Genomic DNA, 19022 nt, shown 5'->3' with positions numbered 1-19022 from the left:
TTCGGGTGGGGTGGTCGTCAGAGGTCGAGGACGAGCTGCGGGGACCGGCTGCGCGAGACGCAGATCATCATGGTTCCCTGGGCTTCGTGCTCTTCGGGGCTCAGCAGGAAGTCGCGGTGGTCCACCTCGCCGCACAGGACCCGGGTCTCACAGGTGCCGCAGATGCCTTCGGTGCAGGACTTGGCCACCTCGACGCCGGCCTCTTCGAGGGCCTCCAGCACGGACTCCTCCGGACCCACCGGGATCTGCTGACCGGAGCTCTGGACGACCACCTCGAAGCCGCTCTCCACCGCGTCGGGGTCCACGACGGGGGTCGGCGCCTTGAACCGCTCCAGGCGCAGCCTGGTGGGGTCCTCGATCGCCTCCGACACCGCGTCCATCAGCGGGCCCGGCCCGCAGCAGTAGACCAGCGTGCGGGGGTCCTGGGCCCGGACCAGGCCGGGGATGTCGGCCAGGCACCCCTCCTCGTCGTTGATGTGGATGTGGACCCGCTCCCGGGGCAGCGTCGCGAACTCCTCGAGGAAGGCCATGCCCGCCCGGGAGCGGCCGGTGTAGAGCACGGACCAGTCCGCGCCGCGCGCCTGCAGGGCCCGGACCATGGAGATGATCGGGGTGACGCCGATGCCGCCGGCGATCAGGTAGTACGTGGACCCCTCGTCGAGGTGGAAGGCGTTGCGAGGGCCTTCCACCTCGACCAGGGCGCCCACGGGGAGCTGGTCGTGGATGTGCGAGCTGCCGCCGCGGGAGTCCGCGGTCCTGAGCACGGCCACGGTCCACGTCCGGGTGTCCTGCGGGTCGGAGCACAGGGAGTACTCGCGGACGAGACCGTTGGGCAGGTGCAGGGACAGGTGCGCCCCCGGCTGCCACGTCGGCAGGGACCTGCCGGAGGGATCCACCAGCGTGATGCTGGTGATGCCCTCCGCCTCCCAGGACTTCTGGTGCACGCGCAGCACGCGCCGTACGGACTCGTCCGTGATGGTGTTCTCCATGGTGGTGGCTCCGTTCCCTGTCAGTGGTCCGGGATCAGCGGGTGACGCCGTACATCTCGGAGGTCGGCGGGTAGGTCGGCAGCTGGGGCTTCTGCGTGCCGATGATCACGGCGAACAGAGCATCGGTCTCGCCCACGTTCGCCAGGCTGCGGGGCACGCCGGCGGGAACCCGGATCAGGTCGCGGTAGCCCAGGCGGCGGACGGCCTTCTTGGTGCCGTCCTCGACGTCGTGCACCGCCACTTCCAGCTCGCCCTCGAGGACGAAGAAGACCTCCTCCACGTCGTGGTGGGTGTGCTCGGGGCCCACGGCACCGGCCGGGAGGCGCATGTTGGAGAGCGTGAAGTGCTCGGCCGGGAGGATGCGCTGGTCGGTGTCGTGGTTGCCGGTGGCGCCCGAGCCGATGTACCGGATCTGGGCCCGGCGGAAACGGTCGCCGCCGGCCTCGGCCTGGAAGCCCAGGGCGTTCCAGTCCTCGAGGCGGCTCTCGCGGGAGGCGATGCAGGAGTCGATCAGGGCATCGAGGTCGACGTCGTTCTTGGTCTGCTGCTCGGTCATGGTCGTTGCCTTTCTGGGTGGTCGCGGATCGGGAGGATCCGCACGGTGGCGGGTCAGGATCCGGAGGGGATGCTGCGCGCCGGGTCTTGGTGGGCGACGGCCTCGATCTCGACCGTCGCCCCGTAGGGCAGGGCGGCGACCTCGACGAAGGACCGGGCCGGGCGGGGATCGGAGTAGGCCAGCTCGTAGTGCCGGTTGGCTTCTTCTCGCAGGCTCACGTCCGTGACGAAATAGGTGGTCTTGACCACGTGGGTCAGGTCCAGGCCCACGGTCTGCAGGCGCTCGGCCAGCCGGGCGGTGGCCGCTTCCACGGCCTCGAGGCGGCCGCTGACGGCCCGCCCGTCCTCGTCCACCGACAGGGCGCCGGAGACGAAGCCGAAACCGCCGGCGAGGTAGGCGGGGCTGTAGGGGTGCGGGTTCATGGCTGGTCCTTCCGTGCGCCGGCCCACGGCAGCGGGGTGCCGGAGGTGTCGACGTAGATGCTCTTCTGGTGCATGTAGGAGCGGATGCCGTCCCGCCCCTTCTCCGTGCCCAGACCGCTGTCCTTGACCCCGCTGAAGGGGGTCGAGATGCTGAACTGCTTGTAGGTGTTGATCCACACGGTCCCGGCCTGGACCCGCTTCGCCGTCCGCCAGGCGGTGGGGAAGTCGCTCGTCCAGATGCCGCAGGCGAGCCCGTAGACCGTGTCGTTGGCCTGCTCGACCAGCTCGTCCTCGTCGTCGAACGGGAGGACGACGGCCACGGGTCCGAAGATCTCCTCCTGGCAGATCGGGTCGGTGTTCCGCACGCCGGTGATGACGGTGGGCAGGTAGTAGGCGCCCGCCCTCAGCTCGGGGTCCTCCGGCGCCGTGCCGCCGCACAGGACGGTGGCGCCTGCGGCGCGCGCCGCCTCGACCACGGCGGCCACCTGGTCCCGGTGCTCGTGGGTGATCATCGGGGCCACCTGGGTGGCGGGGTCCTCCCCCGGCCCCACCCGCAGCTGCCGGGCGGCGGAGACCAGCCGGCCCACGAACTCGGTGTACACGGAGCGGTGCACGAAGACACGGGACCCGGCGACGCAGCTCTGGCCGCTGGAGGAGAAGATGCCGTACAGGACGCCGGCCAGGGCCTGGTCCAGATCGGCGTCCGGGAAGACCATGGTCGGGGACTTCCCCCCGAGCTCGAGCGTGATGGGCATGAGCTTCTCCGCCGCGACGTGGGCCAGGTGCCGCCCCGTGCTCGTGCCCCCGGTGAAGGAGACCTTGCGGATCAGCGGATGGGCGACGAGCGCCTCCCCCACCGTGCGGCCGGGTCCCGGGAGGACGGAGAGCAGCCCCTCGGGCAGGCCGGCCTCCTCGCACAGCCGCGCCAGGAACAGCGTGACCCACGGCGCCCACACGGGGGGCTTGACCACCACGGCGTTGCCGGCGGCCAGGGCCGGGGCGATCTTCTGCGCGTCGCTGGCGATGGGCGAGTTCCACGGGGTGACGGCCCCCACCACGCCCATGGGCTCGTAGGTCGCCACCGTGAGGTACGGGCCGCGAGGGGGCGTCAGGACGTCCTGCATGGTCTCCAGCGCGGCGGCCATGAAGCGGAAGGTGCCCGCGGCGCTGCGCGCCAGGGCCTCCGTCTCGGCCAGGGTCTTGCCGGTGTCGAGGGTCTGCAGCCGGGAGATGCGTCCGGCACTGGCCTCGATCAGCTCACCGATGCGGTGGAGCACCCGGGCCCGCTCGTGGGGCATCAGCTCCGCCCATCCGGAGTCCTGGACCCGGAGGGCCGCGGTGGTCACGGCTTCCTCCACGTCCGCCACCGTGGCTCCCCGCAGCGTCGCGAAGATCTGCCCGTTGGACGGGTCGACGCTGTCGATGCGAGCCCCGGTCCCGGTGCGCCACCGGCCGGCCACGCAGATCTCGTCGCGCAGCAGCTCGCCGGTCACCGTCACGCCCCCGCGCTCCGGGACCGGGCTGAACTGCCCCAGACCCTCTTCGGAGAGTGCCACCGCCCCTGTTGGAGTGTTCACTGCGTTGCCGCCTTCGTCGTCGAGTTCATCTTCTATACAAGACTCTGAGCTATAAGATGTTTCAGCGCAAGAGTCTTAGCCTAAAAATATTTGGGAGTCTCGTGGGGCTCAGACCAGGGTGCTCACCGTGCGCAGCACCGAGTGCACCACCACTGCGCTCGAGCGGGGATTGTCCGCGCTGGGGACGTTCTCGCACCGCACGTCGTAGTCGCCCACGGGTCCGCTCGCCACGATGCGGTGCACCGTACGAACGGCCCCGGGGTCGGCCCACAGCCGGACCTCCACGACGTCCGGGTCCTGCACGGCCAGCGCCACCGCGGCCGCCACATTGAGCGAGGCGGGGAAGAGCCGGGCCGCCTCGTCCACTCCGCCCTCGAAGACGAGCACGGGTTCCGCGCACTGCCTGATGGCCTCCTGCCGGCGCGGGCTCATCCACGGGCGCAGCACCGATGCCGGGAGCTTGCTCGAGCTGACCTGAACGCGGTCGAAGGGATGGGCCAGGGCCGCGGACTGCAGGATGTCCAGCCCGCCGATCGCGCCATGGGTCGGCACGACCCGCTCGGCGCTCCCGCGCCGGTCCCGCAGCTCCGGATCCAGCAGGGCCCCCACCGAGGTCACCACCACGGTGCGCTCCAGCCCTGCCACGGCCTCCAGCGTCTCGCGGACGGCGTCCTGGCCCGCGCACTCGATCAGGAGGTCGCAGGACTCCACCGCCTGCGCCAGGCTCCATCGCGGCACCGGCGACCCCGAGACGGGACTGCGGTTGACCACACCGACGAGCTCGGCCCGTGGAACCACCCCGTGCCACAGCCGGTCGACCACGCCGCGGCCCAAGGCCCCGAAGCCGACCACGCCCACCCGGACCCGGTCCCGGCCCGCCGTCTGCGCCGGCACGGTCAAGCCGTGCTCCGTGCGGTCGCCGCCGGCTCCTCCACGCCGCGCAGCAGGCGGGTGACGTGCGTGCGCAGCTCCACGAACCGGGGGTCGTTCTTGGTCGTGATCTGGTCCCGGGGCCGGGGCAGGTCGACCTCGATGGTCTCCGCCACCACGCTCGGAGGCTTGGACAGGACGATGATGTGGTCGGCCAGGTACACGCTCTCGTCGATGTCGTGGGTGACCACCAGCACGGTGATGCCCAGCTCGGCCTGGATCTCCAGCAGCAGGTCTTCGAGCTCGGCGCGGGTCTGGGCGTCCACCGACGCGTAGGGCTCGTCCATGAGCAGCAGCTTCGGCTGGGAGGCCAGCGCCCGGGCGATCGCCACGCGCTGCTGCATGCCGCCGGACATCTGCCAGGGATACAGCTTCTCCCGGCCGCTCAGCCCCACGGCGTCGATGGACTCACGCACTCGCCGGTCGCGCTCCTGCCGGGGCAGGTGGCGCAGGGGGAACGCCACGTTCTTGTCCACCCGCATCCACGGGTAGAGGGATCGTGAGTAGTCCTGGAAGACCATGGCCAGGCCTTCGGGGACACCGGTGACCTTCTGGCCCTCGAAGGTGACCACCCCGCTGGTGGGCAGGTCCAGTCCGCTGATCATCCTCAGCAGGGTGGACTTGCCGCACCCGGACGGGCCCACGATGACACTGACCTTGTGGGCCGGGACGCCGGCGGTGATGTCGCGGACGGCCAGGTTCTGCCCGTAGGAACGGGAGACGTGCTCGAGCACGAGCTCCGGGGCCTGTCCTTCTGCGTACTGGGTGTTCAGGGTGTCAGTCATTTTGGGCAGTTGCTCCTCGGTGCCACGCCAGGATGCGGCGTTCGATGGTGGTGAAGACGACGTTGAACAGGACGCCGACGATGGCCAGGACGATGAGGACGGACCAGAAGCCCTCGAAGTCGAAGATCCGCTGGTACGAGACGAGCTGGTAGCCGAGGCCGTTGTCCGACTTCTGCAGCTCGGAGATGATCATGATGATGAGCGCCAGGGACATGGAGGTGCGCACGCCCGCGAAGATCTTGGGCGCGGCCCCCGGAAGCACGATGTGGGTGAACACGTCCCGGGCCGGGATGCGGAAGACGCGGGCGGCCTGGCTGCGGACCTCGCCGATCGAGGACACACCGTCCATGGTGTTGAGCAGGATGGGCCACACGACCGTGAAGGCGATCAGGAAGATCTTGGGGTAGTCCCCGATCCCGAAGACGAAGAAGAAGACCCCGATCAGCGCCGCGCTGGGCAGCGAGCGCCCCAGGTGCACCAGGGGCTGGAAGAGGGCGGCCAGGATCCTGGAGCTGCCCAGCAGGACACCGATCAGCACGCCGGCGACCACGGCCAGGAGGAGCCCGCTGAGGGCGCGGCCCACGCTGGGCAGCAGGTGCTCCGCGGTGGAGGAACCCACCACGAACTCCTCGACGAACCGGCCGAACGAGCTCGCCGGGTCGGCCACGACCATTCCCGCCACCGCGGACTGCGAGGCCGCCCACCAGGCGGCGAGCAGGAGCACGGGAACGATCAGCCGGAGGGCCAGCTGCCGCAGGAAAGGGCGGAGCCGGGATCGGTACTGATCGCCGGCCGGAACGGAGGTCGAGCGGCGGCCGCGGGCGCGCTCCTCGCGGTGCGTGCGGCTCCGCAGGGCGGCTGTGGGTGTCACAGAGGACTGGGTGGTCGTGGTCATCACTGCGCGAGCCCCTTCTTCCAGGCAAAGAACTTGTGGTCGACCATGGACAGGAGAGCGTTCACGAGCACGCCGAGGATGCCCGCGACCAGGGTCGCGGCGTACACGAGGTTCAGGTTCGAGGCGTTGGTGCTGTTGAGCAGGATGTATCCCCCGATGCCCCGGCCGTTGCCGATCAGCAGTTCGGCGCTGACCGCGACGATGAGTCCGATGGAGGCCGCGGTGCGGATCCCCGTGAAGGCGAAGGGCAGCGCACTGGGGATCTTGATCTGACGGACGATCTCCAACGGCCCCTTGCCGAACGTCCGAGCCGTCTGCACCGCCGTGACGTCGGTGGCGCGGACCCCGTACATGGTGTTGAGGAGGATGGGCCACACGCAGGACAGCGCGATCGTCACGGACAGCGGCAGCACGCCGGAGCCCAGCATGATCACGAGGATCGGCCCCACGGCGATCGACGGAAGGACGCGGAAGACCTCCACGGGGATCTCCAGAGCGGTGAAGACCGGGCGGAAGGCACCCATCAGCGCCCCCACCACGACCCCGACGACGACAGCCATCAGCAGGGCGAGCATCCATTCCCCGAGCGTGAAGAGCAACTCGTTCCAGAACGTCGTGTCCGCCAGAAGAGACCCGACGCCTTCGAGGACCCCGCTGGGCACCGGCAGCCCCGGCGTGTCGATCAGCCCGCTGCGCAGGATCAGCTCTGCGACGGCGGCCGTTCCGAGGACCCCGACGGCGCCGTACAGCACGTTCTGCCGGCGGCTCAGTGGTTCGTGCGTAAGTTTCACAGGATTTCCTTCGGCTGCTCTGCAGGACCGTGCTCAGGACTCCGCGGGGACATAGGTGTGCTCCGCCGCGTCGTAGCCTTCCTCGAGGATGCCCTGGTCGATCATCATCTCGGCGACCTTCTGGATCTCGTCCACGTCGGTCTCCTCGAGGAACGTGGGCAGGGCCATGGAGGAGGCGGTCTCCGCGGGGACGTTGGCGATCTCCGGCAGCCACGTCCTGAACTCGTCCTTGTTCGCCTCGATGTCCGCGCCGGCGGCGTACACGGCCCGGATGAAGGCGTCGGTGGTGTCGGGGTTCTCGTTGATGAAGGAGTCGCTGGTCACGAAGTTGGAGACGGCCAGACCGGCGTTGGGGCCGCTGGACAGGTCCACGACTTCGCGCATCCCGGCCTCCTCGGCCGCGGAGGCGAAGGGCTCCGGGGCGTAGCCGGCATCGATCGAGCCGGCCTCCACGCCGGCGAGCATCTCGTTGAAGGGCACCTCCACGAACGTCGGCTCGACATCCACCCCCTCGCTGGCGGCCAGGGCACGGAAGGTCACGTCACCGATGTTGTTGGTGGTGTTGATGCCGATGTTCTTGCCGTCGAGATCCTCCATGGACCGGATCGGAGAATCCGGCTTCACGTACACGGACAGGGTGTCGTCCCCCAGGGCACTGGTCAGCGCCACCGTCTTGATCGGCATTCCGGACTGGGTGGCCAGAGCGGTGGAGATCGTGTTCGAGAAGCTGAAGTCCAGCTCCCCCGAGGCGACCCGCTGGGCACCGATGCTCCCGCCCTGGAGGGGTTCGAGCGTGACCGTCAGGCCCTCGTCCTCGAAGAAGCCCTGCTCCTTGGCCCAGTAGACGGCTGCGTAGTCGGCCAGCGGCAAGGCCCCCACCGTGACCTCGGTCTTCTCCAGCTCGCCGTCGCTCGCGGAGGCGGACACGCCCCCGCCGCCCCCACAGGCGGTCACGGACAGGGCAGCACCCACAGCCAGCACGACAGCGGCAGATCGAGACAATTCCATCTGTACTCCTTGGTCAGAGTGCCGGGTAGATACCTTGGCACTAAGATACTTTGTACTCAGCGAGTCTGCGTGATGGGGCGCACAAGATCAAGGGGTTGACCCAAATTTTAGCATCGTGGTATTGGCGCCCAGGCGGGTTCGGGGTGGACGATGAGTCCCGACGAACGCCCCGACCAGCAGCCCACGCTGCGGTGGGCCACCTTCCCCGGAACCCGGACCGCTCGAGCGCATCGGCTGCCGGGAGCCGATGACAGGGCGCTCAGCGCTGGGCTGCGGCGACCATCTCCGCCGCCCGGATGCCCCGGCCGGCCGCCTGGAAGATCGTCACGAGCATCATGATCAGCAGCCCCAGAGGGAGGAGCCCCGCGCTGTCGTCGTCGGAGAGCAACAGGTTCCCGAAGATGAGCCCCCCTCCCGCGACCCCGGCGACCACGGACCACCGGAGCCTGCGCAACGCCACCTGATGCCCGGCACGCCATGCCATCTCCGAGGAGAGGCTGGCGGTGGTGCGCAAGCCCACCCATCTGTTCCGGGGCAGCCTCCCGGTGGCGGCCGCGGACACCACGAGGTACACCGCGACCGGCACCATGATCATCAGCACGCCCCGCACGATCACGGCGGTCATCTGCTCACCTCGTCTCCCGGGGCGGGCACCGGTGGGGGAACCAGGACCCGTCGTCGCCCTGGNTGGCCCAAGTATGGGTCTCGGGCGACGACGCGTCCGGGAGGCTCCGGGCGACGCCCCGGGGTCGCGTCGAGCGCCTGCGACTCTCGGGTCGAGCGTCGGAGCCGCTCGACCTCCTCGCTCCCCTCGGATGGACGCCGCGCGTTCTGGTTCAGCCGCAGCCCGGAGCAGACGTGCGACCCACGGCGCCTTCCTATAATCGCTGGATGACCGCGACCTACCCCTACGCCCTGCCCCTCCCCCGATACCGGGAGTTGATGGCCGGGGACCACGCACGCATGCGAGAACTGGCGGGTCCGGCCCGCACCGCCGCCGTTCCCGCCTGTCCCGGCTGGGACGGTGCAGAGCTGGTGCGCCACACCGCCCTGCTCTACCTGCGGAAGGCCGAGACCGTGCGGACCGGCAGGAACCCACGGGGACAGTGGCTGCCGGAGGAGCTGCGGCGCATGGACGTGGCCGACCTGCTCGCCCTCGGCTACGAGCGGCTCACCGAACAGTTCGACGAGCACGAACCGGCCGACCCTGCGGAGTCCTGGGTGGCGGAGGACCAGACGGTGGGCTTCTGGATCCGCCGCCTCGCCCACGAGACCGCGATCCACCGCTACGACCTCGAAGCAGCTCTGGGGACGCCCACCCCGATCGATGCGGAGCTGGCGGTCGACGGGATCGACGAGGTCCTGACGGTGATGCTCGGGCGAGGGGGGCCGGACGACGCCGCCAACGGCGCCGCCGTGTCCGTGGAGAGCGACGGGAAGGCCTGGTGCGTCACCCTTGAGCCGCCGGCGGCCCGGGTCACGCGGGAGCGCTGCGCCTCACCGGCCGGCAGGGTCACCGGCGGCGCCGACGACGTCATCCTGTGGCTGTGGGGACGCGGCCCTCTTCCGGAGGGCTCTGCGGACAGCAGTGCCGTCACCGAATTGCGCCGTCGTCTGAGCGCGGCGACCTGAACCACCGGGCTGCCCCCACGGAGGGACCACCGGCCGGCTGCCTCCAGCGGTCAGCCCGGGACCCCCTCGGGACTACCTCGGGACTACCTCGGGACTACCTCGTACCAGGACGAAGAGCCCGTACTTCTCCGTCCGGCCCATGACGTCGTCCCGCCGCCTTATGGGACCCTGGAGACGGGGATACCGCATTGCCCTGCCGCCGGCTGAATGCTTGGAGTGGTTGTCATGTCCGCACGTCACATCGCGGTGCAACGTCGAATGTCTGCATCCCCGGGTTCCGTGTGGGACCTGTACGCCGACTTCCCGAATCTCGCGGACCATTGGAACGGCCTCAGGGCCACGAGAGCCATCGGCGACCGGACCGGCGGTGTGGGCGCTCGCCGCCGCGTCGAGTTGAAGCCGGTCGGCAGCATGGAAGAGACCGTCACCACGTGGGACGAGGGTCGCAGGATCGACACTCAGAACAAGCCGAACTGGTCGGTGCCGTTCAAGCAGGCCGAGTCCACGCTCACGCTCGAGCCCGCCGACGGCGGGACGTTGGTCGCGTTCGACTACCGGTATGTGCCCCGGGGCGGCCCGCTCGGCCGGATCACGGGCCCGCTGATCGACAAGATGCTGAAGGCGACCTTCACGGACATGCTGGCCGCCACCGACAAGGAGGCCACCGCGTCAGGGAGCCAGCGCTGAACCACCCTGGAGCCCGACGAACGCGCCACCGACCAGGAAGTCTCACCGACCGCTGACAGTCTCGTAGAGCTGCAGGCATCACACCTCGAGCCGGCCGCGGCGGTGGCGCAGTTCCCGCTCCGTGCGCGTCAGCGGGGAGCCTTCGAACGGCAGTGCCGTCAGGTCCACGGCCGAGGCCGCCTTCAGGGCGAGGGCATTGGCTGCCAGGGCGGCGCGTTCCGGCAGCCCGATCGCCCGGGCGAAGGCGGCCCAGTGCCGTGCCCGCAGGTTCTTCACCTTCCCGTCCACCGGCAGGGCCATGCTGTCGTCGTCGTACAACAGGGTGCAGGGCACGTCGTAGACCGGCGCGACGACGAACCCGCTGTGCCGGCCGCCCAGGACGGAGACGTTCTTGGCGTGCAGGTCACCATTGCCGGTCAGCCAGGCGAAGACGAACTGCAGGTACAGGTTCCGCACCGCGACCACCGGGGCCTTGCACACGGCGGCCAGGGCCTGCACCACGTCCTCGGAAGCCACGTTGTACTTGGCGGCCGGGGACAGTCCCATGACCTGGGCGGCGTCCTCCAGTGGCAGCCGCACCCAGTCCTCTCCGTCGCGGACCCGGTCGAAGCGCTCCACCAGCAGACCGGACCGCCCGTGACGGTCGACGACGACGGCTCCCCGGGCCACCGGGATCCTCAGACCCTTGGCCGCGGCCAGGTGCAAGGCCTCGTTCTCGACAAGGTGCGGATGCCGGGGCGGATCCAGCTTCAGGATCAGCCGGCTGCCCCGGGTGGCCAGGGGCGCGGTGAGCATGGAAGCACTGGCCTTGTCCTGCACCCCCGGCAGGGCGTGCAGGTCCACCGCTTCCGCCAGCACCGTGAAGTCCAGCTCCTGCGCCCTTGCGGAATCGACCAGGGGCTCGGGCTCGACCGGCAGCTCGCCGGCGGGAACGACCTGGACGTCCCCGGGGGCGTCGGCGCCGACGGCGAGCAGCAGCGAGAGTTCGTCGTCCAGGCTGGTCTTGACCGCGTTCTTCAGGACGGTCAGGCGGTGGCCCTCGGGCAGCAGCCCGGCGAAGAACGGCGGCACCCCGCCCGAGGGGACGATGACAGGGTCTGCACTCAGGGGCAGCGTGACGGCCACCGGCGGGTGACCGGCGGCCCGGTAGGCCTGGTCGTAGGTGAAGGCCGTGCCCGCGTCCGAGGTCCGCTCGAGCCGTCCGGCCAGCCGGCCGGCCTTGTAGACGTCGGCCACGGCCACGAACCGCAGCCGGTGCAGGTCGGCCATCACTGGGCCACCAGGCGCAGGCCGAGCACGCCGGCCGCGGCGGCCACGGCGGCCAGCGCGGGATTGCCGGTGCCGGTCTCGATCGCCCGGACCGTGCGCTCGGAGATGCCGGCCAGGTCGGCCAGGTCCTTCTGGGTCAGCCCAGCCGCCTTGCGGGCAGTACGAATCTCCCGGCCCACCGACTCGACGTCGTTCATGGCCCTCCTCATGCGGCAGGATCCTGCCGATGTTCTCCGATTCCACCTCATTGTGGTCGAGAAGAGCGACAATCGGCAATATATTGCCGCTTCCGTTCCTGGTGACCCCTGAAGGTACCGCAAGAGACAGAAGCGGCACGATCGTGCCGGTTCACTCAGACACGGAGTCACAGGGCTCGGCGGTTGCTCGCGCCGGCCCCGGCCACATCGACTCCAAGAGCGGGGGTGACCCCGGCCTCGGACAGGGGCGCCGACCTGCGCCTCAGGCCTCAGTGGCGGGAAGCATCGGCCGATGCTCGTAGAAGCTCTGCAGCACCACGGTCGTGCGGGTGTTGACCGACGCCGTATGGCGGACCGTGTTGACCAGTTCCTCGAGCTCCTTCGGCGAGCCGACCCTGACGAACAGCATGTACGCGGAGTCGCCGGCCACCGAGTGGCAGGCCTCGATCGCCGTGAGCGGCTCCAGGAGTTCGGGGGCGTTGTCCGGCTGACGCGGATCGAGCGGCGTGATCTCGATGAACGCCGCCAGCGGCTTGCCGATGGCCTCGGGGTCGAGAATCGCCTGGTATCCGACGATCACACCGCTGCTCTCGAGCTTCCGCAGCCGTGCCTGCACGGCCGACGTGGAGAGGCCGACCCGTTCGGAGAGCTGGGCGAGAGTGGCGCGCGCGTCATGGGAAACCTCCGTTGCCAGCCGTACGTCCACAGGGTCGGTCATGGGCCGAAGGCTATCAGCTGGCCCCGCCGAGGGCTTGACAGACCCCCAGTGTCGTGTAAATCTTCCTGTGCATCAGCACGATCACCATAAAATTTACGTAGATACCATGGCGGGAGGGTTTTAATGTCCACGACACTGCAGACGGCGCAGACCATCATCGGCGAACCTGAGGTCGTCGAGGACGCCCGCGCCGTGGAGTCCAGCGCTGCCTGGCTCCGGCTCAAGTCGGCGGCCACAGCTCTGCAGGCTCTGCAGGTCAAGGACGGTTCGATCCCCGAGCCCGCCGATCACCCGGCGGCGCGCGCGCATGTCGGGGTGATCGTGGCATCGATCGCGGAACTCGCTCCGCTGTTCCCGCACGACTCCGCGTACCTGGCGGCCCTGCCCGGCGACTTCGCGCGCTGGGCGGACAGCGGCTTCAGGGAGCCGGACTTCCTCGACTCCCTCGTCGAGTTCCAGCCTCAGCAGCACCGGGTCGACGGCATCCGGCACCTCGTCGTGTTCCCGATGTACACCCAGAACGGTTCGGCGAACCGGCATGTCGAGGCTCTGATCGTCGAGGCGATCTGGCCGGAGTTCATCGCCGAGCTCGAGGCCGGGAACTACGGCAACACGGCGTTCGTGTCCCTGCGGCTGGTCGACTTCACTCCGGGATACGACTCGAACTCGGCGGTGCTGTTCCCCGAGACGGTCGCCGTGCGGGAGGTCCCGCCGTTCACCTGGGGCGCCATCTTCCAGGACCGCGAGGCGGCGCGCTACCGCCGCGTGGTCGCCGCGGCCGCCGAGATCACGAAGCTGCACCTGCCCGACGAAGCTGCCGCACTTCTCGCCGACCAGGACCTCGCCGAGAAGACCTTCGTGATGTGGGACATCATTCACGACCGCACGCACATGCGAGGCGACCTGCCGTTCGATCCGTTCATGATCAAGCAGCGGATGCCGTTCTTCCTGTACTCCCTGGAGGAACTGCGCTGCGACCTGACGGCGTTCCGTGAATCGGTCAGGATCGAGCGTGCGCTCGAGGCGCGCAAGGCGGCCGGCGACGTGCTCACCGAGCTCGAGGAGCAGACCTGCCGGCACGGGAGACTCGTGCAGTACGCCGTGATCTTCGACCGGATCTTCCGTTTCGCCATCACCGGTTCGCGCGTCCGCAACTACGACGGGCTGGGCGGGCAGCTGCTGTTCGCATGGCTCCATCAGCAGCGCGTCCTGGAATGGCGCGACGTCGAGCTCAGCTTCGACTGGGACCGGGTCGCCGACTCGGTGGTCGAGCTCGGCGATGCCATCGACCAGCTGTACTGGGAGTCGATCGACCGGCCGAAGACGGCGCACTGGCTCAAGGCGTACGAGCTCGTCGCCTCCGTCGTCACCCCCCACCCCGCGTCGGTCTGGGCGGAGGGGCTCCCGGCTGAGGTGCTGGCCGGGCCGCCGAGGGGGTATACGGACCTGGTGATGGATGATGAGTTCCCGCTCTCCATGTTCTTCGAAGCGCTCCACCAGAAGATGAAGAGCGTCATCGCATCGACCACCGGCATCCGTGCCACGGAGGACTGAGCCATGACCGATCTGACCGGCCGCACCGTGCTGATCGCGGGCGCCACCAGCGCCTCCGGTCTGGCGGCGACGCGTGCTCTGACCGCGGCCGGGGCGCGCGTCGTCGCCACGGGCCGCAGCGCGGAGAAGCTCGCTCCCCTGGCAGCGCTGGGGGCCCGCGTGGAAACCCTGGACCTCGCGGACGAGTCCGCCGTGGTCGAACTCGGCCGGAGGCTGCGCGGCGACGGTCTGTCGATCGACGGCCTCCTCCACCTCGTCGGCGGCTGGCGCGGCGGCGGTGGGCTCGCAGGCCAGACGGAGGAGGACTACCGCGCGCTGGAAGCCCCCTTCACCGCGCTGCGGCACCTGAGCCGCGCCTTCGACGACGACCTGCGGGCCTCGCCCGCGGGCCGGCTGGCCATCGTCTCCTCGACCGCCGTCGACCGCCCGCTGGCGGGTGGCGCCAACTACGCCGCCGTCAAGGCGGCGAGCGAGGCCTGGACCCGGGCGGTGGCCCAGGGATATGCGAAGGCCGCCCGCGACGCCGGCGAACCGCTGCGCGCCGCGGCCGTGATCTTCCGGGTGAAGTCCCTGGCCGGCCTGGAGGACCGGCTCGGGGCTGCCTACACGCGGCTGTGGGATGCCGAAGCCTCCGACCTCAACGACTCGATTCTCGACCTCCAGCAGGAAGGATGAGGCCCCTCATGAAGAGATTCCATGACGCGCAGCTGCGGGGATTCGCCTCGGACAACTACTCCGGGGTCCACCCGGAGGTCCTGGACGCGCTGGCCGAGGCGAACGGTGGCCATCAGACCGCGTACGGGGAGGACGAGTACACGGCACGTCTGCAGGACGTGATCGTGCAGCACTTCGGCCGGGGCGCTTCGGTGTGGCCGGTGTTCAACGGCACGGGCGCCAACGTCGTCGGACTGCAGTCGATGCTCCCGCGCTGGGGCGCCGTGATCTGCGCGGACACGGCGCACATCCATGTCGACGAGGGCGGCGCGCCCGAGAAGTCCGCGGGCATCAAGCTCCTCCCCGTCCCTGCGGGCAACGGCAAGCTCACGCCGGAACTGATCGCCGCGGAGGCATGGGGCTGGGGCGACGAGCACCGCGCCCAACCCCTCGTCGTCCACATCACCCAGTCCACCGAACTCGGCACCCTCTACAGGCCGGGGGAGATTCGTGCCCTTGCCGACTACGCCCACGCGAACGGCATGTCCGTCTACCTGGACGGGGCCCGGCTCTCGAACGCGGCGGCCGCTCTGGGCCTGCCCCTGCGCGCCTTCACCACCGACGCCGGCGTCGACGTGCTCTCCCTGGGCGGGACCAAGAACGGGGCCCTCGGTGCCGAGGCGGTGGTGGTCCTGAACGACGCCGCCTCGGAGGGCCTGGTCTATCTGCGCAAGCACCAGATGCAGCTGGCGTCGAAGATGAGATTCGTCTCCGCCCAGCTGCTGGCGCTCCTGGACGGGGACCTGTACCTGCGCACTGCCGGCCATGCGAATGCGATGGCCCGGCGCCTGCGCGAGGGCATCGAAGCGGGCATCGCCGACGGTTCGATGGAAGACGTCACCTTCACGCAGGAGACCCAGGTGAACGCCGTCTTCGCCGCCCTGCCCGGCGGTGTCGCGGACCGCCTCCGTCAGCGGTTCCGGTTCTACGACTGGGACTCCGCGAAGGGTGAGGTCCGCTGGGTGTGCAGTTTCGACACGACCGCCGAGGACGTCGACGCGTTCCTGGCGGCCATGCGGTCCGAGCTCGCCCCGGTGACCTGACCTCCGCGAGCGAGAGTTCGGTCGTCCGGCCGACGACGGCGAGCCCGGTCGGGGCAGGGCCCTGATCGAGCTCACCGGCTGACCGCGCGCGCTCTTGCCCTTCGTCCACCCACCCGCCGCGGCTCATCACCACCACGGCTCCCGGCACGAGCCCGTCCACATCTACGAAGGAGAACCACCGTGACTGCTGCACCGTCCCTGCCCACCCGGCCGGCCACCGACCCTCCCGCCTACCGCTCGACCAACCCCGCCACGGGCGAGATCGTGGCCGAGTACCCCACGGCCTCCGACGCCCAGGTCCAGGAGGCCCTCTCCGCCGCCGACGCCGCCTACCGGTCCTGGCGGGAGGTGCCCATCGAGGAGCGGGCGGCCGTCGCCGCCCGCGTCGGAGCCCTGTTCGCGGAACGGGCCGAGGAGCTGGCCGCGATCATCACCGAGGAGATGGGCAAGCCCATCGCCGAGGCCCGCGACGAGGTGGCCTTCTGCGCGGAGATCTTCGGCTACTTCGCCGACCAGGGCCCGGCCCTGGCCGCCGACCAGCCCATCACCGCCTCCGGTGGGGGCCGGGCGGTGATCCAGAAACGCCCCGTCGGGGTGCTGCTGGGCATCATGCCCTGGAACTTCCCCTACTACCAGGTCGCCCGCTTCGCCGCCCCCAACCTGGTCCTGGGCAACACCATCGTGCTCAAGCACGCCGAGTCCTGCCCCCGGGCCGCCCTGGCCCTCCAGGGCCTCATGGACGAGGCCGGGGTCCCGGCCGGGGCCTACGTCAATGTCTTCGTCTCCCACGCCCAGGTCGCGGACATCATCGCCGACCCCCGGATCCAGGGGGTGTCCCTGACCGGCTCCGAGCGGGCCGGGGCGAAGGTCGCCGAGATCGCCGGACGCCACCTGAAGAAGGTCGTCCTGGAACTGGGCGGCTCCGACCCCTACATCGTGCTCGACACCGACGACGTGCAGGAGTCCGCCCGGGCCGCCTTCACCACCCGGATGGCCAACACCGGGCAGTCCTGCAACTCCAACAAGCGGATGATCGTCACCGACGACATCTACGACGAATTCGTGGCCGAGCTCGCCCGCCGGGCCCGCAGCCTGACGCCCGGGAATCCGGCCGCCTGCGCCCCGGGCACCTACGCCCCGATGTCCTCCCGTGCCGCGGCCGAGACACTGGCCGCCCAGATCCAGGCCGCCGTGGCCGCCGGGGCCACCCTGCACACCGGCGGAACCCTGGACGAGGGTCCCGGGGCCTACCTGGCCCCGGCCGTGCTCACCGGGATCACCCCGGAGATGGCCGCCCACCACCAGGAACTGTTCGGCCCCGTGGCCGTGGTCTACCGGGTGCACACCGACGAGGAGGCCCTCGCCCTGGCCAACGACACCCCCTACGGGCTCGGCGGGGCCGTGTTCAGCACCGACCCCGACCGGGCCCGGCGGATCGCCGAGGGCCTGGAGGCCGGCATGGCCAACGTCAACGCCGCCGAGGCCGAGGGCGCCGAGATGCCCTTCGGCGGGGTCAAGCGCTCCGGCTACGGCCGCGAACTCGGCCCCCTGGGCATGGACGAGTTCGTCAACAAGCGCCTGCTCTACGTCAACGACTGAGCCAAGCCGGAGCGGGGTAAGACCCCCCCACACGGCGGCCCGCCCGGCCTCCTCCCAGCGTGCAGACCCGCCACCTCCTAGGAAAGGTACCCATGGCTACCATCGCACCGACCAGAGCCGACCTGCCCACCCCTGAGGCCCAGCACGGGCTCCGGCGCACCCTCAAGCCCCGGCACCTGACCATGATCGCGATGGGCGGCGCCATCGGCACCGGCCTGTTCGTGGCCTCCGGCAACACGATCGCCACCGCCGGACCGGGGGGCGCGCTGCTGGCCTACGTGGCCATCGGCTTCATGGTCTTCCTGCTCATGCAGAGCCTGGGCGAGATGGCCACCTACCTGCCCGTCTCCGGCGCGTTCGAGGAGTACTCGACCCGCTTCGTCAGCCCGTCCTTCGGCTTCGCCATCGGCTGGAACTACTGGTACAACTGGGCGATCACCGTGGCCGCCGAACTCGTGGCCGCCGCCCTGATCATGCGCTACTGGTTCCCCGACGCCCCCTCCTGGATCTGGTCGGGGCTGTTCCTGGCCATCCTGTTCGCGCTCAACGCGCTGAGCACCCGCGCCTACGGCGAGAGCGAGTTCTGGTTCTCGCTGGTGAAGGTCGTCACCATCGTGCTCTTCCTGGTGCTCGGCATCCTGATGATCGTCGGCATCCTCGGCGGGGAGTCCCCCGGCTTCGAGAACTGGACCACCGGGGAGGCGCCCTTCGTCGGCGGCGGGGCCGGGATCCTGGCGATCTTCATGGTGGCGGGCTTCTCCTTCCAGGGCACCGAACTCGTCGGCGTCGCCGCCGGTGAGGCCGAGAACCCGGAGAAGACCGTGCCGCGGGCGATCCGCACCGTGTTCGTGCGCATCCTGCTCTTCTACGTGGGCGCCATCACCGTGATCGGCTTCCTCATCCCCTACACCAGCCCGCACCTCCTGGGCAGCGGCGTCGAGGACATCTCCATCTCCCCGTTCACCCTGGTCTTCGAGAACGCCGGGGTCCTGGCCGCGGCCTCGGTGATGAACGCGGTGATCCTCACGGCGATCCTCTCCGCCGGCAACTCCGGGCTCTACGCCTCCACCCGCATGCTCTGGGCCCTGGCCGAGAGCGGCAAGGCCCCGCGCTTCCTGGCGAAGGTCGACCGCCGGGGCGTGCCCATGAACGCGCTGCTGGCCACCACCACGGTCGGCGCCGCCTGCTTCCTCACCACGTTGATCGGCGACGGCGCCGCCTACGTCTGGCTGGTCAGCGCCTCCGGGCTCGCCGGGTTCATCGTGTGGATGGGCATCGCCTGGAGCCACTACCGGTTCCGCCGGGCGTACACGGCCCAGGGGCACGACCTGGCCGACCTCCCCTACCGCGCCGGGCTCTACCCGCTCGGACCGATGATCGCCCTGGCGCTGTGCGCCGTGGTGATCCTGGGGCAGAACTACCAGGCGTTCGTCGGGGACATGGACCTGCTGGCCGCCCTGTCCGCCTACATCGGCCTGCCGATCTTCCTGGCCCTGTGGGCCGGACACCGGATCGTGACGGGCAGCCGCATGGTCCGCTACGAGGACGCGGACCTCTCACGCGTCTGAGGCGGGCCGACCGGGTTCCGCACCCGGCCACGCTCACCCCGGGACGCCGGGCGGCCACCGCGAGGCCGCCCGGCGGCAGGGGCGCGAA

At 70.1% G+C, this 19022-nt stretch carries 20 protein-coding genes; 7 read left to right on the top strand and 13 right to left on the bottom strand.

Annotated elements, in window-relative coordinates; all coding sequences use genetic code 11:
- Positions 1 to 17: 17 nt before the first annotated feature.
- The 10 genes from ACH9EU_RS17015 to ACH9EU_RS16970 all read right to left on the bottom strand — a co-directional run bounded on the left by ACH9EU_RS17015 (position 18) and on the right by ACH9EU_RS16970 (position 8578).
- Complete coding sequence (locus ACH9EU_RS17015) at positions 18 to 989, bottom strand: 2Fe-2S iron-sulfur cluster-binding protein (RefSeq protein WP_396415087.1); 972 nt, start codon at positions 987 to 989, stop codon at positions 18 to 20.
- Between the two features lie 34 nt (positions 990 to 1023).
- Entirely contained in the window at positions 1024 to 1545 is a 522-nt protein-coding gene (locus ACH9EU_RS17010; protein WP_396415086.1) for a cupin domain-containing protein, read from the bottom strand.
- Positions 1546 to 1598: 53 nt separating this feature from the next.
- Positions 1599 to 1967, bottom strand: coding sequence for a Rid family hydrolase (locus ACH9EU_RS17005; protein WP_396415085.1), 369 nt, complete (start codon positions 1965 to 1967; stop codon positions 1599 to 1601).
- Positions 1964 to 3523 carry an aldehyde dehydrogenase gene (locus ACH9EU_RS17000; protein ID WP_396415084.1) on the bottom strand — a complete coding sequence of 520 codons (1560 nt, stop codon included), beginning with the start codon at positions 3521 to 3523 and terminating at the stop codon, positions 1964 to 1966. Before ACH9EU_RS17000 ends, ACH9EU_RS17005 begins: the two co-directional genes overlap by 4 nt.
- A gap of 129 nt (positions 3524 to 3652) precedes the next feature.
- On the bottom strand, positions 3653 to 4438 hold the full coding sequence (locus tag ACH9EU_RS16995) for an aspartate dehydrogenase domain-containing protein (RefSeq protein WP_396415138.1): 786 nt from the start codon (positions 4436 to 4438) through the stop codon (positions 3653 to 3655).
- Between the two features lie 2 nt (positions 4439 to 4440).
- Positions 4441 to 5259, bottom strand: coding sequence for an ATP-binding cassette domain-containing protein (locus ACH9EU_RS16990; protein WP_396415083.1), 819 nt, complete (start codon positions 5257 to 5259; stop codon positions 4441 to 4443).
- On the bottom strand, positions 5252 to 6154 hold the full coding sequence (locus ACH9EU_RS16985) for an ABC transporter permease subunit (RefSeq protein ID WP_396415082.1): 903 nt from the start codon (positions 6152 to 6154) through the stop codon (positions 5252 to 5254). The genes ACH9EU_RS16990 and ACH9EU_RS16985 overlap by 8 nt, the downstream gene beginning before the upstream one ends.
- Positions 6154 to 6945, bottom strand: coding sequence for an ABC transporter permease subunit (locus tag ACH9EU_RS16980; RefSeq protein ID WP_396415081.1), 792 nt, complete (start codon positions 6943 to 6945; stop codon positions 6154 to 6156). Before ACH9EU_RS16980 ends, ACH9EU_RS16985 begins: the two co-directional genes overlap by 1 nt.
- A 33-nt stretch (positions 6946 to 6978) precedes the next feature.
- A complete protein-coding gene (locus tag ACH9EU_RS16975) occupies positions 6979 to 7953 on the bottom strand; it encodes an ABC transporter substrate-binding protein (RefSeq protein WP_396415080.1) in 975 nt (324 codons plus the stop codon).
- A 259-nt stretch (positions 7954 to 8212) separates the two neighbouring features.
- Positions 8213 to 8578, bottom strand: a complete 366-nt coding sequence (locus ACH9EU_RS16970; RefSeq protein WP_396415079.1) for an SdpI family protein — start codon at positions 8576 to 8578, stop codon at positions 8213 to 8215.
- Between the two features lie 266 nt (positions 8579 to 8844).
- Between ACH9EU_RS16970 and ACH9EU_RS16965 the strand changes: the two genes are divergently transcribed.
- Together ACH9EU_RS16965 and ACH9EU_RS16960 are read left to right on the top strand one after the other, a co-directional pair.
- Positions 8845 to 9585, top strand: a complete 741-nt coding sequence (locus ACH9EU_RS16965) for a maleylpyruvate isomerase family mycothiol-dependent enzyme (protein WP_396415078.1) — start codon at positions 8845 to 8847, stop codon at positions 9583 to 9585.
- A 207-nt stretch (positions 9586 to 9792) separates the two neighbouring features.
- Positions 9793 to 10272, top strand: coding sequence for an SRPBCC family protein (locus ACH9EU_RS16960; RefSeq protein ID WP_396415077.1), 480 nt, complete (start codon positions 9793 to 9795; stop codon positions 10270 to 10272).
- Between the two features lie 78 nt (positions 10273 to 10350).
- On the opposite strand, the gene ACH9EU_RS16955 is transcribed toward ACH9EU_RS16960, so the two are convergent.
- The 3 genes from ACH9EU_RS16955 to ACH9EU_RS16945 all read right to left on the bottom strand — a co-directional run bounded on the left by ACH9EU_RS16955 (position 10351) and on the right by ACH9EU_RS16945 (position 12456).
- The gene (locus ACH9EU_RS16955; protein WP_396415076.1) at positions 10351 to 11541 is read right to left on the bottom strand and encodes a HipA domain-containing protein; all 1191 of its coding nucleotides are present in this window, start codon (positions 11539 to 11541) and stop codon (positions 10351 to 10353) included.
- Positions 11541 to 11738: a helix-turn-helix domain-containing protein gene (locus tag ACH9EU_RS16950; RefSeq protein ID WP_396415075.1), complete on the bottom strand. Its 198-nt coding sequence runs from the start codon at positions 11736 to 11738 to the stop codon at positions 11541 to 11543. Before ACH9EU_RS16950 ends, ACH9EU_RS16955 begins: the two co-directional genes overlap by 1 nt.
- 262 nt (positions 11739 to 12000) lie before the next feature.
- A complete protein-coding gene (locus tag ACH9EU_RS16945; protein ID WP_396415074.1) occupies positions 12001 to 12456 on the bottom strand; it encodes an AsnC family transcriptional regulator in 456 nt (151 codons plus the stop codon).
- Positions 12457 to 12579: 123 nt separating this feature from the next.
- On the opposite strand from ACH9EU_RS16945, the gene ACH9EU_RS16940 reads away from it, so the two are divergent.
- From ACH9EU_RS16940 to ACH9EU_RS16920, 5 genes are all read left to right on the top strand, one after another.
- Positions 12580 to 14010, top strand: coding sequence for a DUF6421 family protein (locus tag ACH9EU_RS16940; RefSeq protein ID WP_396415073.1), 1431 nt, complete (start codon positions 12580 to 12582; stop codon positions 14008 to 14010).
- Between the two features lie 3 nt (positions 14011 to 14013).
- Positions 14014 to 14685, top strand: a complete 672-nt coding sequence (locus ACH9EU_RS16935) for an SDR family NAD(P)-dependent oxidoreductase (RefSeq protein WP_396415072.1) — start codon at positions 14014 to 14016, stop codon at positions 14683 to 14685.
- A gap of 8 nt (positions 14686 to 14693) precedes the next feature.
- The gene (locus tag ACH9EU_RS16930; protein WP_396415071.1) at positions 14694 to 15767 is read left to right on the top strand and encodes a beta-eliminating lyase-related protein; all 1074 of its coding nucleotides are present in this window, start codon (positions 14694 to 14696) and stop codon (positions 15765 to 15767) included.
- Positions 15768 to 15947: 180 nt separating this feature from the next.
- A complete protein-coding gene (locus tag ACH9EU_RS16925; RefSeq protein ID WP_396415070.1) occupies positions 15948 to 17366 on the top strand; it encodes an NAD-dependent succinate-semialdehyde dehydrogenase in 1419 nt (472 codons plus the stop codon).
- 92 nt (positions 17367 to 17458) lie between these two features.
- Positions 17459 to 18934, top strand: a complete 1476-nt coding sequence (locus ACH9EU_RS16920; protein ID WP_396415069.1) for an amino acid permease — start codon at positions 17459 to 17461, stop codon at positions 18932 to 18934.
- The last annotated feature ends 88 nt before the right edge of the window (positions 18935 to 19022 follow it).

Source organism: Kocuria rhizosphaerae (genome assembly GCF_044462265.1).
Taxonomy (GTDB): Bacteria; Actinomycetota; Actinomycetes; order Actinomycetales; family Micrococcaceae; genus Kocuria; species Kocuria rhizosphaerae.
The sequence above is the reverse complement of the archived record's forward strand: the minus strand, read 5'-3'. Positions and strand labels throughout refer to the sequence as shown.